Source organism: Bradyrhizobium sp. BR2003 (genome assembly GCF_009720285.1).
In the GTDB taxonomy this organism is placed as follows: Bacteria; Pseudomonadota; Alphaproteobacteria; order Rhizobiales; family Xanthobacteraceae; genus Bradyrhizobium; species Bradyrhizobium elkanii.
This window is the reverse complement of record NZ_SMYJ01000008.1, coordinates 206,781-224,092: the sequence shown is the minus strand read 5'-3', so window position 1 is coordinate 224,092 and position 17,312 is coordinate 206,781. Positions and strand designations below refer to the sequence as shown.

Below are 17,312 nucleotides of genomic sequence, written 5' to 3'. Positions count from 1 at the left end.
CATGTCAGACCAAGACGTCATTTTATAATGAGTTTGGCATGGGTATTTCGGGTGCAAGGCCGGGCGCCTCAGATACAGCTCGCGACCGAGCGTGCGCGATGCCGCTGGCATTTGCGGGAGGCCCGCTCGGGCAGTTTGCTCACGACGCGTTCGAGAAGCGTCACAGCGCAATGGCGCGTCATCCAGCAAATGGAGCGTGACATGCTTAACCGGAACTCCTTAGCTCTTTCGCCCCCGTCGAACGCGATCTTCGGCTCGATTTCTTTCGCGGAATCGGACTGTGGATGATCTTTCTCGATCACATCCCCCACGACGTCGTGTCGTGGCTGACGTTGCGAAATTATGGATTCAGCGACGCCGCTGAATTCTTCGTCTTTATTTCCGGCTATCTGGTCGGATGGATTTATACCCCGATTGTTCGCGGTGGCCAGTTCGCGGCGGCGATGAAACGTCTGTGGAAGCGAGCAGCTCAGATGTACGTCGCGCATATCATGCTGTTTCTGATCTTTACGGCGCAGATCGCGCGCACCGCGCGGCGGTTCGACAATCCAATGTACGAAAACGAATTCAACGTGTTCAACTTCCTTCAGCATCCAGACGTGCTGATTCAGCAGGCGATTACCTTGCGGTACAAGCCGGTCAATCTCGACGTGCTGCCGCTCTACATTACGCTGGTGCTCGCAGCGCCCTTCATGGTCTGGTGCCTGGTGCGCCGTCCCAACCTCACCCTGGCCGGTTCCGTGGTGCTCTATGTCCTGTCGCGGCTGTTCGACTGGAACATCGCATCCTATCCGCCGGGCACGACCTGGTACTTCAATCCGTTCTGCTGGCAGCTCCTGTTCGTGTTCGCCGCCTGGTGCGGGCATGGAGAAATCGCCAAGTACTCGAAATGGGTGTGGTCGAAGACCGCGCTCACGATAGCCGTGGCCTGGATATTGTTCGCCTTTGTCATCGTCATGACCTGGCACAGCGCATTCCTCGAGTCGCTGATCCCGAAATGGATGGTCAAGGCGATCTATCCCATCGACAAGACCGACCTCGACATGCTGCGCTTCACGCACTTCCTGGCGCTCGCCACCGTCGTCACACTCTTTATCTCACCCGAGTGGAAGCCGTTGAAATCAAAATGGCTGCACCCGACGATACTTTGCGGTCAGCATTCCCTGCCGATCTTCTGTATCGGCGTGCTGCTGTCATTTTCGGCGCATTGGATTCTGACGCAGTACACCAAGGGTGCCTGGGAGCAGGTTGCGGTTAGTTTCGCCGGCGTTCTGATCATGGTGGTCATAGCTTGGTTTCTGGACCGCGCGGCAAAAGTGCCCGACCTGTTTATCCGTGTGACAGAGGGTAGCCAACCCGCGATCGAGGTCGGAGAAACCATCGTCGAGGGGGCGCAAGTTGCAGCTCAATAGGCGACGATTGCTTGGAATACACAACCTTGCGGGGTTTTCCATGCCCAGACATTCATTGGTCATCGGCGGCATTCTTCTTGGTTTGACTTTGACCACGTCCGCACAAACACCGCCGCCTGACGCAATGACGGTGGCGAGAAGCCTGGTGGTTACCCTGAAGCTCGGGGATCAGTACAAGGCGCTGCTTCCTGCTATCCTGTTCCGCATCAAACCTCTGGTCACGCAAGAGAGAGCTGAGCTCGAAGGCGATTACGATCTCATTGTCACCAAAGCCGGCGATCTCTATGCGCCCTACTACAATGAAATGCGTGAGCAGGCGGCAGCCGTCTACGCCGCCAATTTCACTCTCGACGAATTGTTCCAGATGGACGCTTTCTTTCGTCAGCCGGCAGGACAAAAGCTAATCGAAAAGTGGTCTGCGATGTCGCTGCAAACCGCTCAGATCGGTCAAGACGTCGGCCGCAAGGCAAGCGAGGATTTACGTCAGCGGCTGACGGAAGCGCTACGGCAGAAGGGTCACAGGCTTTAGCGCCGAGCTCGTTTGATCAAAATCGGATGGCTGGCATGAAAAGGCTATTCGGTATTCTGACGAGAAGCCCGCAATTGCCTGCATCGATAACGATCTTTGCGATGTTGTTGGCTGCAATGTTGGTCAAGTTCAACAAGGCGGGATGGACGATTTCTGCGCTCCTTTGTGTGTTGCAGATAGCAAGAGGCGGAATAGGAGAGCGCGGCTAGCCTCCCGACGTATTCCGGTCGGGAGCCGCAACATGCAGCGACGACGGCTTGCGGCCGAACAATGGAGGGAGTGGATCGATGACCAGCCTGGTGACTCACTTTGAAGTCTACGGCGAAGCTCCTGCGCAGCTCGCGCGGTTCTACGCCAGCCTTTTCGGCTGGCAGATCGAGAAGGCGCCGGGCGTCGACTATTGGCGAATTCAAACCGAACCGGCGAATGGCAAGAGCTTCGGGGGCGGTCTGACCTACCGCGCAGCGGACGGACCGAGTTCATGGCTGCCTTACGTGACCGTCAGCGCGCTGGACGACACCCTTTCGGAGGCGCAGCGCATCGGCGCACATATCGTGCGTCCCAAGACAGCTGTGCCCAGAACCGGCTGGTATGCGGTGCTCACGGATCCCGAGGGAAACTGCTTTGCCATCTGGCAGGCGGACCGCACTGCATTTCCACCGCCAGAACCCGACTGAACAGCCTTCCTGTCGCGGCAGCGAACTGCGAGGCGCAGTTTTGAAGTGAAATGCAACGACCACACGATAGAGGAGACGGACATGTACTACACTGACGACTCGATTCTTCCTGAGAACATGGCGCCACTAATCATCACCGCGGCCCCATATGGGCCGGAGTGGATTCCCGGCGACGCCGACATCCCGGTGACGTGGGATGAACAGGTTCAGGCCGCGGTGGACTGCTACAATGCCGGAGCGACGATGCTCCACGTGCATGTGCGTGACCCCGCCACCGGGCACGGATCGATCGATTTCGACCAGTTCAACTACTTCATCGGCCGACTGAAGCAGGCCGTGCCCAAGATGATCCTGCAGGTCGGCGGCTCGATCTCGTTTGCTCCCAAGTCGGCCGACGCCAAGGCGAAATGGCTCGATTATGATACGAGACACATGTTGACGGAGCTCGATCCAAAACCGGAATGCGTCACGATCGCGACCGGCACAACCCAGTGGGACATCATGTCCTGGATGTCAGCCGACGACATCAAGGGCACCCACCTCGAGAATAACCCTAAGGTCCAGGCGGCATGGGCAGGCATGTGGGTTGATGCTGGGCCGGCCTTCTACCTCGAACACTTGAAACGGTTGCGGAAGAATCGGATTCAACCGTATTTCGTCCCGGCCCATGTCCATCAGCTGGAGCTTATAGAACGGCTGATCCGTGCCGGCGTCTATATGGGGCCCATGAACCTTGCGATTGCCGGCTATGGCGGCGGTACGCTCGGCCGCAATCCCTATCACTGGATGGAATTCCTTCGTCAGGTCCCGCAGGGAGCGTCTGCGACTTTCTGGACCAGCATGCGCGGCCTGATTCCGATCTCCACCATGGCGATCGTGCTCGGGCAGCACGTGCGCGTCGGCAATGAGGACAATCTGTGGGGCCCGGACAAGAAGCGCCGGACCACCGTGCAGCAGATCGAAGGTGCCGTGCGGATATGCAAGGAGTTCGGTCGCAAGGTCGCAACCGCGGAGGAAGCTCGCCAGATCATGAAGATCGGCGTCTGGTATGACAGCGTCGAGGAGACGTTGCACAACCTCGGCCTGCCGCCTACCCGCAAGGACGGACAGACCGGGTTCCTGGTGTGGGAGACCGACGGCAAGAAGGCGGTCGCAAAGACCGGCGGCGATTCCCATCCGATGGCCTACTGCATGGTGCCGCCGACACAGGTGGCCGCCGAATAGACCGTGCTACGGGTCCCGCATTCCACTGATGCGGGACCCAGCAACATTTGCTCGACACTTGTTGAGGTGCGGACATGACCAGCAATCGGCAAGCCGAAGCGAACACCGCAACCCGCTCGCCGCATCGGACAGGTCCATGGGATGCGGCGGTCGGTACGCTCCACGAATGGGACCCGACCTGGGCACGCGCGTGTGTCAAGATGACGACCGGCCCGTGGGCCCACGAGGTCATGCCTCGGAAGCTTGTCGAGCTCGTCAGCGTCGCACTGAACGCCGCCTGCACAAATCTCAATCCAGACGGAACACGGCGCCACATCCGCGCTGCGCTCGAAGCGGGCGCGACGCGGGATGAAATCCTCACAGTTCTCAAGATGGCGTCCGTGATGTCGATTCATTCATGCAGTCTGGGCGCCCCCATTCTGCTCGAAGAGGCCAAGGCAGCGGGCGTATCCTCGTCGAAGATGCAAGCAACCGCGACGCCGGCTTGCGACAAGATGAAGGCGGTCGGGCAATGGAACAGCGCATGGGATCCGTTCCTTGAACTCGCCCCCGCCTGGACCGATGAATTCATGGCGACCGGCGCGGGCATTTACGGCAGCGGCACTTTCTCGCCAAAGGACATCGAACTTCTCAGCATCGCCTTCGATGCCTCCTACACCCACATGTACGCGCCCGGTACGCGACGGCACATCAAGGGTGCCCTCAAGGCAGGCGCGACCATGGAGGAAATCATGGAGGTGCTGAAGCTCTGCGTTGTGCAGGGTGTGCAAGCCTGCAATCTCGGCGTGCCGATCCTTGCAGATGAATTGGAACGGCGGCAACGGATTGGTGCCGAGCCTTGATTGGTAAGTCGGAGCAGGACCTGACAATGCGCGATCAAAAACTTGCTGACATCAAGGAGAAAGGCGTCGCAGAGGCCCGGAGGTTGTTCTGGATCGTTCTCTACCTTTGGGTCCTGCTCGGCCTGTTTGCCGTCCACAGATCAATCGTCCTGAACCAGCAACACGTGCTCTATCATCAGGGCTTCGCGTTCATCAACGCATTGGTGCTGGCCAAGATCATGTTCATCGCAGAGGCGTTCAACGTCGCCGAAGATATGAAGCACAAGCCACTGATCTATCCGATCGTATACAAATCGGCCGTGTATGCCGTGATCTTGATGTCCTTTCACGTGGTTGAGGACGCTCTTGCGGGCTTGTGGCGCGGAAAGACGCTCAGCGAAAGCATCCCTTCGTTAGGCGGAGGAAATCCGGAGGAAATACTTGTCATGGCGCTGATCATGTTCGTGGTCCTAATGCCGTTCTTCGCGTTGAGGGAGGTCGGCAGGGACATTGGCGACGACAAATTGTACGAGCAGTTCTTCGTACGGAGGACGAAGTACATTCCAGTACAATCCTAGCGAAGCTGGTCCGCAGGACGTCATCGCCCACGTCGGACGCATCAGAAACGCGCCTCTTGCGTCGGACGACCGGCTGCCGTCCGCGAGGCGACCGAACACACGTTTGGGAGCGAACGGATCTCGCGCACTCGGCGTTCTTGGTGCGTTCGCTGCGCGATTCTGGCTAAGTATTTGATTTTTCTGGCAGGAGTGGCAGGGCTCGAACCTGCGACCCCCGGTTTTGGAGACCGGTGCTCTACCAATTGAGCTACACTCCTGCAGGGAACCAGCGTCGCCGCCGGTTCGCGCCGTTTCAAGCACAGGGCATGGCCGGTTTGCAAGGGCGAAGCGGTGAAGCTTCTGTTCATTGCAAAACTTCTGCGCCAGACTTCGGCGATCACCCCGCGTCGGCACCTCGCCGCAAGAATCAAGAGCCAGGGAGAGACCATGAACGCTCAAACCGCCACCAAGCACGCCGCCAGCCCGCCCACCCCGTCCCTCCCCCTCGCCAAGCCCGAATCGATCGGGCTGTCGAGTTCGCGGCTGCAGGCGATGTCCGACACCTTCCGCCGCGAGGTCGACAAGGGAACCGTGCCCGGCGTGACGGTGCTGGTGGCGCGGCGCGGCCAGATCGGCTGGTTCGACGCGATCGGCCGGCAAAGTCCGACCGCCTCGGCGCCGATGACCCATGACACGATCTTCCGCATCTTCTCGATGACCAAGCCGATCGTCTCGGTCGGCATCATGCAGCTGCTGGAGGACGGCCACTTCCTGCTCAACGACCCCGTTGCGAAATTCATCCCCGAATTCGCCGAGACCAAGGTCGGCGTCGAGCACAACGGCAAGCTCGAGCTGGTCGCGGCGAAGCGGCAGATGACGATCCAGGACCTGCTCCGCCACACCTCCGGTCTGACCTACGACCACACCGGCAACGGCCCGGTGCAGCAGCTCTACCAGCGGTCGCGGCTGCGCAGCCGCAAGATCACCAATGCCGAGCATGCCACCATGCTCGCCGGCATGCCGCTGGTCTGCCAGCCCGGCGCCGAATGGAACTACAGCCGCTCCACCGACATCCTCGGTCGCATCATCGAGGTGGTCAGCGGCAAGACGCTCGGCGCGTACCTCACCGAGCGCATCCTCTCGCCGCTGCAGATGACCGAGACCGCCTTCCACACCGGGGAAGCCAATGCCGGCCGCCTCGCCGAGGCGTTTGCCAACGATCCCTGGACCAACGAGAAGGTGCAGTTGTTCAACATGCTGGAGAAGCCGGCGATGGAATCCGGCGGCGGCGGCCTGGTGTCGACCACGATGGACTATGCCCGCTTCGCGCAGATGCTGCTGAACGGCGGCTCGCTCGACGGCACCAGGATCATCGGCCGCAAGACGCTCGAATTCATGGCCTCCGATCACCTCGGCGCCGGCGTGACGATCCAGGGCACGCTGGTGTCGCCCGGCCACAGTTTTGGCCTCGGCTTCGCCGTGCGCATGCAGCAGGGCATCGCGCCGTTCTCCGGCTCGGTCGGCCAGTATTTCTGGAGCGGCATGGCCGGCACGTTCTTCTGGATCGATCCGAGCGAAGACCTGATCGCGGTCTTCATGATGCAGGGCCCGGGCCAGCGCGAATATACCCGCTCGCTGGTGCGCAACGGAGTGTACGCGGCGGTGGAGTAGTCCGTCATTCCGGGGCGCGCGCGAGCGCGAACCCGGAATCTCGCGCAACAACCTCGAGATTCCGGGTTCAGCCCTGCGGGCTGCACCGGAACGACGAGTGATGTTCAGCTGATCGTCGCGCCGCCGTCGATCACGATGGTCTGGCCGGTCATGAAGTCGCCGGCCCGCGAGCCCATCATCACGGCGGCGCCCGCGATCTCGTCCGGCACGCCGATCCGCAGCAGCGGCGAGCGTGCGGTCGAGGCCTTCAGATTGTCCGGATTGTCCCACAGCGCCTTGGCAAAGTCGGTCTTGATCAGGCCGGGCGCGATGCAGTTCACGCGGATATTGTGCTTGCCGTATTCGCAGGCGAGGTTGCGCGCGAGCTGCATGTCGGCGGCCTTGGAGATCGCGTAGGCGCCGAGGATGGTCGAGCCCTTCAGGCCGCCGATCGAGGACACGATGATGATCGAGCCGTCCTTGCGCTCGATCATCTGCGGCACCACCATCGAGATCAGCCAGTTGTTGGCGACGATGTTGTTGTCGAGGATCTTGCGGAACTGATCGTCGGAGATGCCGGCGAGCGGACCATAATACGGGTTCGACGCCGCGTTGCAGACCAGCACGTCGATCTTGCCGAAGGCGCGGTTGCTCTCGTCGACCAGGTTCTGCAGGTTTTCCTTCGACGAGATGTTGGCCGCGATCGCGACCGCGGTGCCCTTGCCGTAGCTGTCGTTGATCTCCTTCGCCACCTGCTCGCAGACGTCGGCCTTGCGCGAGGAGATCACGACCTTGGCGCCGTGCTCGGCCATGCGCTCGGCGATCGCGCGTCCGATGCCGCGCGTCGAGCCGGTGATGACGGCGACTTTTCCCTTCATGTCGAACAAGGTCATGTTTCTCTCCCTGATGTTACGGTGTTTGAATTCTGCATTGAGCTTAAGCAGCGTCGTGGTGTTGCGATAGCAGCAATCACGCAAGCTTGCTCGCCGGCCTGACTTCAGGCCCGGACGGCTGATGCATCGCGGCGTGGCGCGGATCGGCAATCCACGGCTGCTGATTCACCATCGGCAAGCGCCAGGTCGACAGGCCGGCGCTCGCGATGTGATCGAGCCGCGTCACCGAGACGTTGTCGATGTCGAAGGACAATCCACGGTCCGGCTGGCCGCCGAGCGCCAGACCGACCGCGGCCTTGATCACGCCGCCATGGCCGACGGCGATGATATTCCTGCCCGCTTCCGCCGCGGTGATCCGCACAATGGTGCGGCAGACGCGGGTATAGAGATCCATGTAGCTCTCGCCGCCGGGCGCGGGCTCGTTGACATCGGCAAACCAGGCCGTGCCCGGCGGACGGCTGGCGAGAAACGCGGCGCGGTTCATGCCCTGCCATTGGCCGAGATGCTGCTCGGCGAAGTCGCGTTCCTGCGTCATGCTTTCCGGCTTTGGAAACCCGGCAGCCCAGATCGCGTCCGCGGTCTTGTGCGTGCGTTTCAAATTGCTCGAATACCAAACCGCATCGCGCGGCAGCATCTTGGCGACCGCCTCGAACACTTCGGTGTCGCCGGTGTCGCAGTCGATATCCTCTTGTCCGTAGATGTTGCCGCCGTCGCTCCGCACCGGCGCGTGGCGGACCCACCACCACCGCGTCACCTTCACATCAGGCTTGTCTGGATTGGACATCGGATGAGCCCTTCAATAGTGTCCCGTCTCGCTGTACGTCACGCCGCACATCGTCTCAAGTGCTTCGGACGTTTGAAATTTTGTTTGAATTCCGTCGCGTGGCAGACGCGTCGGGGATCACGTGAACAGGGAGAAAATCATGGGCCGCCTCGAAGGCAAATCAGTCATCATCACCGGCGCTGGCAGCGGCATCGGCCGCGCTGCCTCGCTGCTGTTCACCAAAGAAGGCGCCAAGCTGATCGCGGTCGATCGCACCGACGGCGTGAACGAGACCGCCAAGCTGGTGCGCGACGCCGGCGGCACCGTCGAGGCCGTCACCGCCGATGCCGGCTCGGAGAGCGACGTGAAGGCCTTCATCGAGAAGGCGGTTTCGAAATACGGCAAGCTCGATGCGATCTGGGCCAATGCCGGCGTCAGCGGCGGCCTCGTCCCGCTCGCCGATCAGACCGTCGAACATTGGCAGGAAGTGCTGCGAGTCAATCTGATCGGCCCGTTCCTCGCGATCAAGCATTCGATCCCGCACATGACCAGGCAGGGCTCTGGCTCGATCGTTTGCACCGCGTCCGTCGCGGGCCTGAAGTCGGGTGCCAGCGGACATCCCTACGGCGCAAGCAAAGCCGGCGTCATCAGCCTGGTGCAGACCACCGCCTACTCGCTCTCCGGCACCGGCGTACGCATCAATGCGGTGTGCCCGGGCCTGATCGAGACCGGCATGACCAAGCCGGTGTTCGATCGCGCCAAGGAGCGCGGCACCCAGGACAAGATCGGCCAGCTCAATCCGCTCAAGCGTGCCGGCCAACCGCACGAGCTCGCCGCGATGGGATTGTTTTTGGCGAGCGATGAAGCGTCCTACGTCAACGGCCAGGCCATCCCGGTCGACGGCGGCCTGACGGCGTCGATGCCGTATACGGGCAAGCCGATCTAGCAACGGCAGTCTCCAGCTGTCATCCCGGCGGCGGCCCGGATGAACCCGCACTCACGACCGTGGTCCCAGCGAAGGCCGGGACCAATAACCACAGGGTTGTGTTGTTGGAACGGGCCGTGGCCCCAGCGTCACGCAACAATCCGCATTTGTGGTAATGGGTCCCGGCCTTCGCCGGGACGACATCGAATGTGCGGTTCGCTGCGAGTCATACATCCGCGTTCTCGCGACATGATTTACCACGCGCAGCGTCCACCGCATCTCGACCCACGTTCGTGACGACCGCGAAGCGCCCCCTCGATCGGGTGAGACGAACGGATCCGAGCAACCGTGCGCCGTAGGATAGGTCTGCAATAACCGCCGGCACGGTCCGAATATTGCTTGGCCCCGGCAGGCCAACCAGCTGTTATACTTCGCAGGCAGGATCGCCCGCACACTCGTCGTTCCTCGCACAATCCCTCGCAAACGAACAGGCAATGCAAAATCAACGTCCCGACCGCATCCGCAAGCTCTTGGCCGACCTCGTCGCGTTCGACACCATCAGCGACCGCAGCAACCTGCCCCTGATCGACTACATCGAGCGCTACCTCGCCTCCCTTGGCGTCGGCAGTCAGCGCATCGTCGACGAAACCGGACAGAAGTCCTCGTTGTGGGTCACGATCGGCCCCGAGGACAAGGCCGGGCTCGTGCTGTCGGGGCATACCGACGTCGTGCCGGTTGTGGGACAGGATTGGAGCCACAACCCGTTCGAGCTCGTCGAGCGCGACGGGCGACTCTACGGCCGCGGTACCACCGACATGAAAGGCTTTGTCGCCGTCTGCCTCGCGATGGTTCCCGAGATGCTCGCGGCTGATCTGAAGACGCCGATCAATCTTGCCATCTCCTATGACGAGGAAATCGGCTGCGTCGGCGTGCGTCCGATGCTGCGCGAGGTCGCGCGCAAGCCGATCAAGCCGCTTGGCTGCTTCGTCGGCGAGCCGACCCAGATGCAGGTGGTCATCGGGCACAAGGGCAAGCACGGCGTGCGCGCCACATTCCGCGGGCTCGCCCGCCACTCCTCGATCGCGCCCGACGGCGTCAACGCCATCGAATATGCCGCCGACCTGATCACCGAGATCCGCCGCCGCGCCGCGTTGCTGGCCGCGGATGCTGAGCAAGTCAGCCTCTACGATGTCCCGCACTCGACCCTGCTCACCAGCATCGTGCATGGCGGCGCCGCGCTGAACATCGTGCCCGACCATTGCGCCGTGGAATTCGAATGCCGCGGCATCGGCATCACCGAGTCGAGAGAAGTGACCGATGCGATCATCGCCTGGGCGAAGGCCGAGATCGAGCCGGCGATGCGCAAGCGGCATCCGGACTGCGGCATCGACTTCGAGGAGATCCTCGATTATCCCGCGCTCGACACCGCGGCGGACGCTGCGATCGTCACGCTCGCCAAGCAATTTGCCGGCCGCAACGACCACGCCAAGGTCGCCTTCGGCACCGAGGCCAGCCTGTTCGTCAGCATGGCGGATGTGCCCTCCGTAGTGGTCGGCCCCGGCTCGATCGCACAGGCGCATACGCCCGATGAGTTCGTCGAGATGTCGCAGCTCGAGGCTTGCGGCGCATTCGTCGCTCGGCTGATCGCGCATTGCGCGAAGTGAGGCCGCGCGACTGATCGCGTAGCCCCGGTATCGCTTCCGCCTTCGCTCTCGAGCTACGGCGGACACGCCGCACATCCGGGCTACGCGCTCTGTTCCGGATACCCCAGGATCGTCTTTAGCAATTTGGGAAAGCGCGCATTGATATCGGCTTCGCGCACCACATTGCGATGCTCGACGCCTTTCTTCGAGGTTTGAATCAAACCGGCTTCCCGCAGGACGCGGAAGTGATTCGACAGCGTCGATTTGGCCATACCAGGGCACGGCGCCGCTGCCGTACACGACATGCAATCGCCCTGCTCGAGCAGGCCCCTGACGATCCTCAGCCGCATCGGGTCCGCGAGTGCTGCCAGCACTCCGGCCAATGTGATGTCCTCACGCGAAGGGTGAACGAATTGCACCATTACAAAATATATAGCGCTGCCCTTGAACGGGTTCAATAGTTCACTATTACTGAACTACTGAACAATTGCGCGTCTGCGCGGGCATGGAGAACAAGATGACCAAAAGACTCGAAGGCAAAGTGGCGCTGGTAACCGGCGCATCAAAGGGTATCGGCGCCGAGATCGCGATCCGGCTCGCCGCGGAGGGTGCCGCGGTTGCCGTCAACTACAGCGCCAGCAAACAGGCAGCTGAGCGGGTGGTGGATGCAATCACCGGTAAGGGCGGCAAAGCCATTGCCGTCCACGGCAATCTCACCGACGCCAGCCACGTTAAGTCGGCGGTGGCCGAAACCGTAAGGGCGTTCGGTCCGATCGATATCCTCGTCAACAATGCCGGCCTTTACGAGTTCGCGCCGCTGGATGGCATTACCGCCGAGCACTTCCGTAAGCATTTCGATCTCAATGTGCTTGGCCTGCTGCTGGTGTCACAGGAAGCCGCGCGGCACTTCAATACGGCAGGCGGCAGCATCATCAATATCAGCTCCGGCGTATCGACGATCGCGCCGCCAAACACCGCCGTCTATACTGCGACCAAAGCCGCGGTGGACGCGATCTCTTCGGTGCTGTCAAAGGAACTGGCGCCACGCAAGATCCGCGTCAATACCGTCAATCCCGGCATGATCGCTACCGAAGGTGTCGTTTCCGCCGGCCTTGCCGAGGGCGACATGCGCAAGTGGATCGAATCCATCACGCCGCTGGCGCGGATCGGCAAGGTCGAGGAGATCGCAGCGGCAGTGGCATTCTTCGCTTCGGACGATGCCTCCTACATCACAGGCGAAACCTTGCATGTGACGGGCGGTCTTCACTAAGGCCGTTGTTCTTGCCATGCCCGGGTATCGGGCGGTGAACGTGCGACAGGCCGCAGGGCAGATCACGCTACGCGAATCCGCCCTGCACACCTTGCGAATTGTGGTAGCCCGCATGCGCGAAGCGACATGCGGGAGCACCCTCCCGGGTATCGCTTCCGCATTCGCTCTTCGAGCTACGGCGGACAAGTCGCTCACCCGGGCTACGAATGGTGCTACAGACGACGCTCACAACCCGTCCGGCGGCAGGCCCGGTCCGGTCGCGGCCGGACGCAGCTTGTCGCGCTTGCGCTCGCGGTAGAAGGCATAGAGGCCGGAAGCGACGATGATCGCGGCGCCGGCGAGCATTGGACCGTCGGGCTTGTGGCCGAAGGCGAGATAGCCCGTCAGCATCGCCCACGGCAGCGCGGTGTAGCGGAACGGCGCCACCGCCGAGATGTCGCCTGTGCGCAGCGACACGATGATGCACTGGTAACCGATCAGGATCAGCACCGCGGCGAAGGTGAGCAGGCCGAGCGCATTGCCGGACAGCGGGCGCCAGCCGCCGAGCGGGACAAGGACGACAGCACCCGCCGTCGTTACGGTCACGGTGGTGAGCAGCGTGATGAATACGGTCGGCAATTCCTTCGGGATGCGGCGGGTGGCGAGATCGCGCACCGCGCAGAAGCCGACCGACGCCAGCGCCAAGAGCGCAGCCTGGCTAAAGCCTTCTGCGCCGGGCCGAACGATGACCAGCACGCCGATGAAGCCGGCAGCGATCGCCAGCCAGCGCCGCCAGCCGACCGGCTCGCCGAACACCAGCGCCGCCCCTAACGTGATCACGAGCGGCAGCGCCTGAAAGATCGCCGACGCGTTGGCGAGCGGGATCTGCGAGATCGCGGAGAGATAGGTCAGTGTGCCGCCGATCTCGCCAAGGACGCGCAGTCCGACCGGCCAGATCAGCAGCGCGCCAAAACTGCGCAGCGCATCGCGGTACCAGGCGAGCGCCGCGACCAGCACCATCGCGACCAGGCCGCGGACGAGCAGGATCTCCCCGATGTTGAGCTCCGCCGACACCGCCTTGGTGATGGTGTCGTTGACCGTGAAGCTGGCCATGGCCGCAGCCATGAACAGGCTGCCGCGAAGATTCGAGGAAAGGGTCAAAATGAAAATGTCCGATCAGGACCAGGGCGGGCGTTGACCGGACTGACTTGCCAAAGCGGCAGCGCGAACTCAAGTCACAGATGGCTACAATGCGGAAACATGCCGCACTTTGTAGCGGCGGCGCGAACCCTGAGGATCGCGTCATCGCATCAGGTTCGCCGGCGTCCTGCTCGCTCTTAGAGGCTTGGGGTGAGGGGCTGCCTCTGCAAACTCCGTGAAGGACGGACTCGCGGAGAGTCCCCCTCACCCGGATCGCATTTCGCTTCGCTGCATGCGATCCGACCTCTCCCCGCAAGCGGGGCGAGGTGAAAAGAAATGCGGCGCGAGCCCTGAGGGATCGCGCCGCGTTCCTGGATCAGGTTGCGCCGGCCTTCTGCGCGTATTCCCACGACGCCTGCGACAGCGGCACGGTGCGCTTGGCCGACTCGAGGGCCTTGGCATTCGACGCGGTGCCGTCGCGCACCCGCCCCGCGATGCCTTGCGTGATGCCCGCCAAGCGGAACAGATTGTAGGAGAAATACCAGTTCAAGTCGGGCACCGGAATGCCGGTCACGTCGCAGTAGATCTGCGCCGCCTCATCCTGGCTCGGAATGTTCAATGCCTTGAGGTCGGCATTGACGAGGCCCGGCATGGTCCACTGCATCAACAGATAGGTGAAGTCAGCCATGGGATCGCCGAGCGTCGACAATTCCCAGTCGAGCACCGCCTGCACCCGCGGCTCGGTGGCGTGGAAGATCATGTTGTCGAGGCGATAGTCGCCATGGACGATCGAGACGCGCTTCTGCTCCGGAACAGTTTTCGGCAGCCACTCGGCGAGCTTCTCGAATTCGGGAATGTGCTGGGTTTCGGAGGCGCGGTACTGCTTGGTCCAGCGATCGACCTGCCGCGCAAAATAGTTGCCGGGCTTGCCGAAGTCGCCGAGGCCGATCGCCTCGGGATTGAACAGATGAAGCTTGGCCAGCGTCTCGATCTTGCTGGCGAAGATCTTGCGGCGCGCGTCGGGCTCCTGGGTCGGCAGCGTCGGATCCCAGAACACCCGGCCCTCTTCCATCGACATGATGTAGAAGGCCGAGCCGATCACCGCGTCGTCGGTGCACAGCGCGTAGGCTTTCGCGACCGGGAAATTCTGCTTGCCGAGCGCCGCGATCACACGGAACTCGCGATCGACCGCATGCGCCGACGGCAACAATTTACCGAACGGCTTGCGCCGCATCACATAGTTGCGACCGGGGGTCTCGAGCTTGTAGGTCGGGTTGGACTGGCCACCCTTGAACTGCAGGACCGTAAGCGGGCCCTGATAACCCTCGACGTGTTCCCTCATCCAGGCGTCGAGACTGGCCTCGTTGATACGATGGCGCTCCTCGACTTCCCTTGTGCCGGAAAATTCTTCGTCTTTCCTGACGCCGTCCGCCACGATGACGCTCCCTCAACTCGATTTTTCAAGGAGCGCGTCGGGGCGCTCCCTCAATCAGGCTGGCACGCCAGCCTGATTGTTCTTCTTCATTCTGAGCACGATGTGCGCGCGAACGCCATGCGTTCCGCATCATGCTCAGTGCGACGTGTTTGCATACTTCCGAACTTCGAGCCTGGCAATGGCGCGATTGTGCACCTCGTCCGGACCGTCGGCGAGACGGAGCGTGCGGATGTGGGCATAGGCGCGGGCGAGGCCTGCGTCGTCGGAGACGCCGGCGCCACCATAGGCCTGGATCGCTTGGTCGATGATCTTCAGCGCCATGTTGGGCGCCGCGACCTTGATCATCGCGATCTCGGCCTGCGCGGTCTTGTTGCCGACCTTGTCCATCATGTCGGCGGCCTTGAGGCAGAGCAGACGGTTCATCTCGATGTCGGTGCGGGCATCGCCGATGCGCTGCTCCCAGACCGAATGCTCGATGATCTTCTTGCCGAACGCGGTGCGCGAGGCGAGCCGCTTCACCATCTTCTCCAGCGCCTCCTCGGCCTGGCCGATGGTGCGCATGCAGTGATGGATGCGGCCCGGACCGAGACGGCCCTGCGCGATCTCGAAGCCGCGGCCTTCGCCGAGCAGGATGTTTTCCTTCGGCACGCGGACGTTCTCGAGCAGCACCTGGGCGTGGCCGTGCGGCGCGTCGTCGAAGCCGAACACCGGCAGCATCTTCTCGACCTTGATGCCGGGGGTGTCGAGCGGCACCAGGATCTGCGACTGCTGCTGATGCTTGGCGGCGTTGAAGTCGGTCTTGCCCATCAGGATTGCGATCTTGCAGCGGGGATCGCCGACGCCCGACGACCACCATTTGCGGCCGTTGATGACGTAGTGATCGCCGTCCTTCTCGATGCGGGTCTCGATATTGGTGGCGTCGGAGGAAGCGACCGCCGGCTCGGTCATCAGGAAGGCGGAGCGGATCTCGCCGTCCATCAGCGGGCGCAGCCATTTGCGCTTCTGCTCCTTGGTGCCGTAGCGGATGAACACTTCCATGTTGCCGGTATCGGGGGCGGAGCAGTTGAACACTTCGGACGCCCAGGAGATGCGGCCCATCTCTTCCGACAGCAGCGCGTATTCGAGATTGGTCAATCCCGCGCCATGGAATTCATCGTCCTCATGCGAGGACGGCGGCATGAACATGTTCCAGAGGCCTTCGGCCTTCGCCTTCTTCTTCAGATCCTCGAGGATCGGGATCACCTTCCAGCGCGGACCCTCGGCGTCCTGCTTGTCGTAGATCGGCACGGCCGGGCGAACATGCGCTTTCATGAAAGCCTGAACGCGCTCCAGCCACTCCTTCTGCTTGGGCGACATCGTGAAATCCATGGGACGCTCCTCGTTTCCTAGACTTGGGCCGCTGACCCCGGCCGATGACCTGGGCCGTAGCCATTTGTCGACATTGTTGACCCCGCCTCCGTGGCTCGCAAGGGCGTTCGCGGAGCGACGGCGGTGGTGCGCCAGAAGACCGCCCGCGATCAGCGGATTGACATTTCCGGCTCTTCAAACGATAGTTTCATACGAATGTTTGAAATGCAACTCCCGGCCAACGTTGTCATTCCGGGGCGGCGCATCAGCGCCGAACCCGGAATCCAGGAGTTGCGGCGCGAGATTCCGGGTTCGATGCTGCGCATCGTCCCGGAATGACGGGAAAGGCAGTGACTCATGGCCAGCGACCAGACCCGATCCGCGATTCTCGCCGCCGCCGAGCGGCTCTATGCCGACCGCGGCTTCGGCGACGTCACGCTGCGCGACATCGTCGCGGAGGCGAACGTTAACCTCGCGGCGGTGAACTATCATTTCGGCTCCAAGGACGAATTGATCGCGGAGCTGTTCGTCACCCGCAGCATCCAGACCAACCGCGAGCGCCTCAACGAACTGCGGGCGGCGGAGGAAAAAGGTGGCGGCCGCGCCGCGATCGAGGACATCATGCGCGCCCTCGTCGGCCCCACCTTGCGCGGCTGCCTCGGGCCGGATCGCGAGGGCTCGACCGCGGCGCGCTTCATGATCCGCGCCTCGATCGAATCCGTGCCGCCGATCCGCCGCATCAAGAATCGCGAAGTCGATCACTTGCGCAAATTCGCCGCCGCGATGCGCCGCGCGATGCCGGCCAGCAGCGACACCGAGCTCTATTGGGGCCTGCACTTCGCGCTCGCGATGGCGCACCACACCATCCGCGAGAAGGAACGCCTGCTGCGGCTGTCGGAAGGCAAATGCGACCTCGACGACGTCCGCGCCATCATCGACCGCGTGGTCACGGTCTCGGTGATGGCACTGACGATGGGCGACGTGCCGAGCAGGCCGGCCGCGCGGCCGGTCGCGATGCACGGTCGGCTGACGCGGCAGGATCTGTGA

17 protein-coding genes, 1 tRNA gene and 1 pseudogene are annotated in these 17,312 nt (G+C 62.4%); 12 read left to right on the top strand and 7 right to left on the bottom strand.

Annotation, left to right across the window (positions count from 1 at the left end; all coding sequences use genetic code 11):
• Window positions 1-230: 230 nt before the first annotated feature.
• The 6 genes and pseudogenes from E2I15_RS03460 to E2I15_RS03435 all read left to right on the top strand — a co-directional run.
• A pseudogene (locus tag E2I15_RS03460) lies at window positions 231-1,412 on the top strand (OpgC domain-containing protein); the annotation flags it as partial.
• Window positions 1,413-1,536: 124 nt separating this feature from the next.
• Window positions 1,537-1,941 (top strand): DUF2059 domain-containing protein, encoded by a 405-nt coding sequence (locus tag E2I15_RS03455; protein WP_137483470.1) that lies wholly within the window; start codon window positions 1,537-1,539, stop codon window positions 1,939-1,941.
• A 287-nt stretch (window positions 1,942-2,228) separates the two neighbouring features.
• Window positions 2,229-2,618 carry a VOC family protein gene (locus E2I15_RS03450; RefSeq protein ID WP_016840565.1) on the top strand — a complete coding sequence of 130 codons (390 nt, stop codon included), beginning with the start codon at window positions 2,229-2,231 and terminating at the stop codon, window positions 2,616-2,618.
• A gap of 81 nt (window positions 2,619-2,699) precedes the next feature.
• Window positions 2,700-3,842, top strand: coding sequence for a beta-keto acid cleavage family enzyme (locus E2I15_RS03445; RefSeq protein WP_246668426.1), 1,143 nt, complete (start codon window positions 2,700-2,702; stop codon window positions 3,840-3,842).
• Window positions 3,843-3,916: 74 nt separating this feature from the next.
• Window positions 3,917-4,684, top strand: a complete 768-nt coding sequence (locus tag E2I15_RS03440; RefSeq protein WP_155262200.1) for a carboxymuconolactone decarboxylase family protein — start codon at window positions 3,917-3,919, stop codon at window positions 4,682-4,684.
• Window positions 4,685-4,710: 26 nt separating this feature from the next.
• On the top strand, window positions 4,711-5,241 hold the full coding sequence (locus tag E2I15_RS03435) for a hypothetical protein (protein WP_246668427.1): 531 nt from the start codon (window positions 4,711-4,713) through the stop codon (window positions 5,239-5,241).
• A gap of 181 nt (window positions 5,242-5,422) precedes the next feature.
• Here E2I15_RS03435 and E2I15_RS03430 read toward each other — a convergent pair.
• Window positions 5,423-5,498 (bottom strand) — tRNA-Trp (locus tag E2I15_RS03430).
• A gap of 169 nt (window positions 5,499-5,667) precedes the next feature.
• Between E2I15_RS03430 and E2I15_RS03425 the strand changes: the two genes are divergently transcribed.
• Window positions 5,668-6,891, top strand: a complete 1,224-nt coding sequence (locus E2I15_RS03425) for a serine hydrolase domain-containing protein (RefSeq protein WP_155262199.1) — start codon at window positions 5,668-5,670, stop codon at window positions 6,889-6,891.
• A gap of 104 nt (window positions 6,892-6,995) precedes the next feature.
• On the opposite strand, the gene E2I15_RS03420 is transcribed toward E2I15_RS03425, so the two are convergent.
• Both E2I15_RS03420 and E2I15_RS03415 read right to left on the bottom strand, forming a co-directional pair.
• Window positions 6,996-7,763 carry an SDR family NAD(P)-dependent oxidoreductase gene (locus tag E2I15_RS03420; RefSeq protein ID WP_026192903.1) on the bottom strand — a complete coding sequence of 256 codons (768 nt, stop codon included), beginning with the start codon at window positions 7,761-7,763 and terminating at the stop codon, window positions 6,996-6,998.
• Window positions 7,764-7,839: 76 nt separating this feature from the next.
• Window positions 7,840-8,547, bottom strand: a complete 708-nt coding sequence (locus E2I15_RS03415; protein ID WP_137479795.1) for a histidine phosphatase family protein — start codon at window positions 8,545-8,547, stop codon at window positions 7,840-7,842.
• A gap of 139 nt (window positions 8,548-8,686) precedes the next feature.
• On the opposite strand from E2I15_RS03415, the gene E2I15_RS03410 reads away from it, so the two are divergent.
• Window positions 8,687-9,472 carry an SDR family NAD(P)-dependent oxidoreductase gene (locus E2I15_RS03410; protein ID WP_137479796.1) on the top strand — a complete coding sequence of 262 codons (786 nt, stop codon included), beginning with the start codon at window positions 8,687-8,689 and terminating at the stop codon, window positions 9,470-9,472.
• A gap of 473 nt (window positions 9,473-9,945) precedes the next feature.
• Window positions 9,946-11,115 carry an acetylornithine deacetylase gene (gene argE, locus E2I15_RS03405; protein ID WP_137479797.1) on the top strand — a complete coding sequence of 390 codons (1,170 nt, stop codon included), beginning with the start codon at window positions 9,946-9,948 and terminating at the stop codon, window positions 11,113-11,115.
• A gap of 80 nt (window positions 11,116-11,195) precedes the next feature.
• Here argE and E2I15_RS03400 read toward each other — a convergent pair whose 3' ends face one another.
• Entirely contained in the window at window positions 11,196-11,516 is a 321-nt protein-coding gene (locus E2I15_RS03400; RefSeq protein WP_137479997.1) for an ArsR/SmtB family transcription factor, read from the bottom strand.
• A gap of 95 nt (window positions 11,517-11,611) precedes the next feature.
• Here E2I15_RS03400 and E2I15_RS03395 point away from each other — a divergent pair, with 95 nt between their 5' ends.
• A complete protein-coding gene (locus E2I15_RS03395; RefSeq protein WP_137479798.1) occupies window positions 11,612-12,364 on the top strand; it encodes an SDR family NAD(P)-dependent oxidoreductase in 753 nt (250 codons plus the stop codon).
• A 225-nt stretch (window positions 12,365-12,589) separates the two neighbouring features.
• Here the strand turns inward: E2I15_RS03395 and E2I15_RS03390 are convergent, their stop codons facing one another.
• The 3 genes from E2I15_RS03390 to E2I15_RS03380 form a co-directional block, all read right to left on the bottom strand.
• A complete protein-coding gene (locus tag E2I15_RS03390; protein WP_137479799.1) occupies window positions 12,590-13,504 on the bottom strand; it encodes a DMT family transporter in 915 nt (304 codons plus the stop codon).
• A gap of 355 nt (window positions 13,505-13,859) precedes the next feature.
• Window positions 13,860-14,918, bottom strand: coding sequence for a phosphotransferase family protein (locus E2I15_RS03385; RefSeq protein ID WP_018272167.1), 1,059 nt, complete (start codon window positions 14,916-14,918; stop codon window positions 13,860-13,862).
• Between the two features lie 135 nt (window positions 14,919-15,053).
• Window positions 15,054-16,286 (bottom strand): acyl-CoA dehydrogenase family protein, encoded by a 1,233-nt coding sequence (locus E2I15_RS03380; protein ID WP_137479800.1) that lies wholly within the window; start codon window positions 16,284-16,286, stop codon window positions 15,054-15,056.
• 123 nt (window positions 16,287-16,409) lie between these two features.
• Here E2I15_RS03380 and E2I15_RS03375 point away from each other — a divergent pair, with 123 nt between their 5' ends.
• Together E2I15_RS03375 and E2I15_RS03370 are read left to right on the top strand one after the other, a co-directional pair.
• Entirely contained in the window at window positions 16,410-16,604 is a 195-nt protein-coding gene (locus E2I15_RS03375; RefSeq protein WP_137479801.1) for a hypothetical protein, read from the top strand.
• Window positions 16,605-16,622: 18 nt separating this feature from the next.
• Complete coding sequence (locus E2I15_RS03370; protein ID WP_137479802.1) at window positions 16,623-17,312, top strand: TetR/AcrR family transcriptional regulator; 690 nt, start codon at window positions 16,623-16,625, stop codon at window positions 17,310-17,312.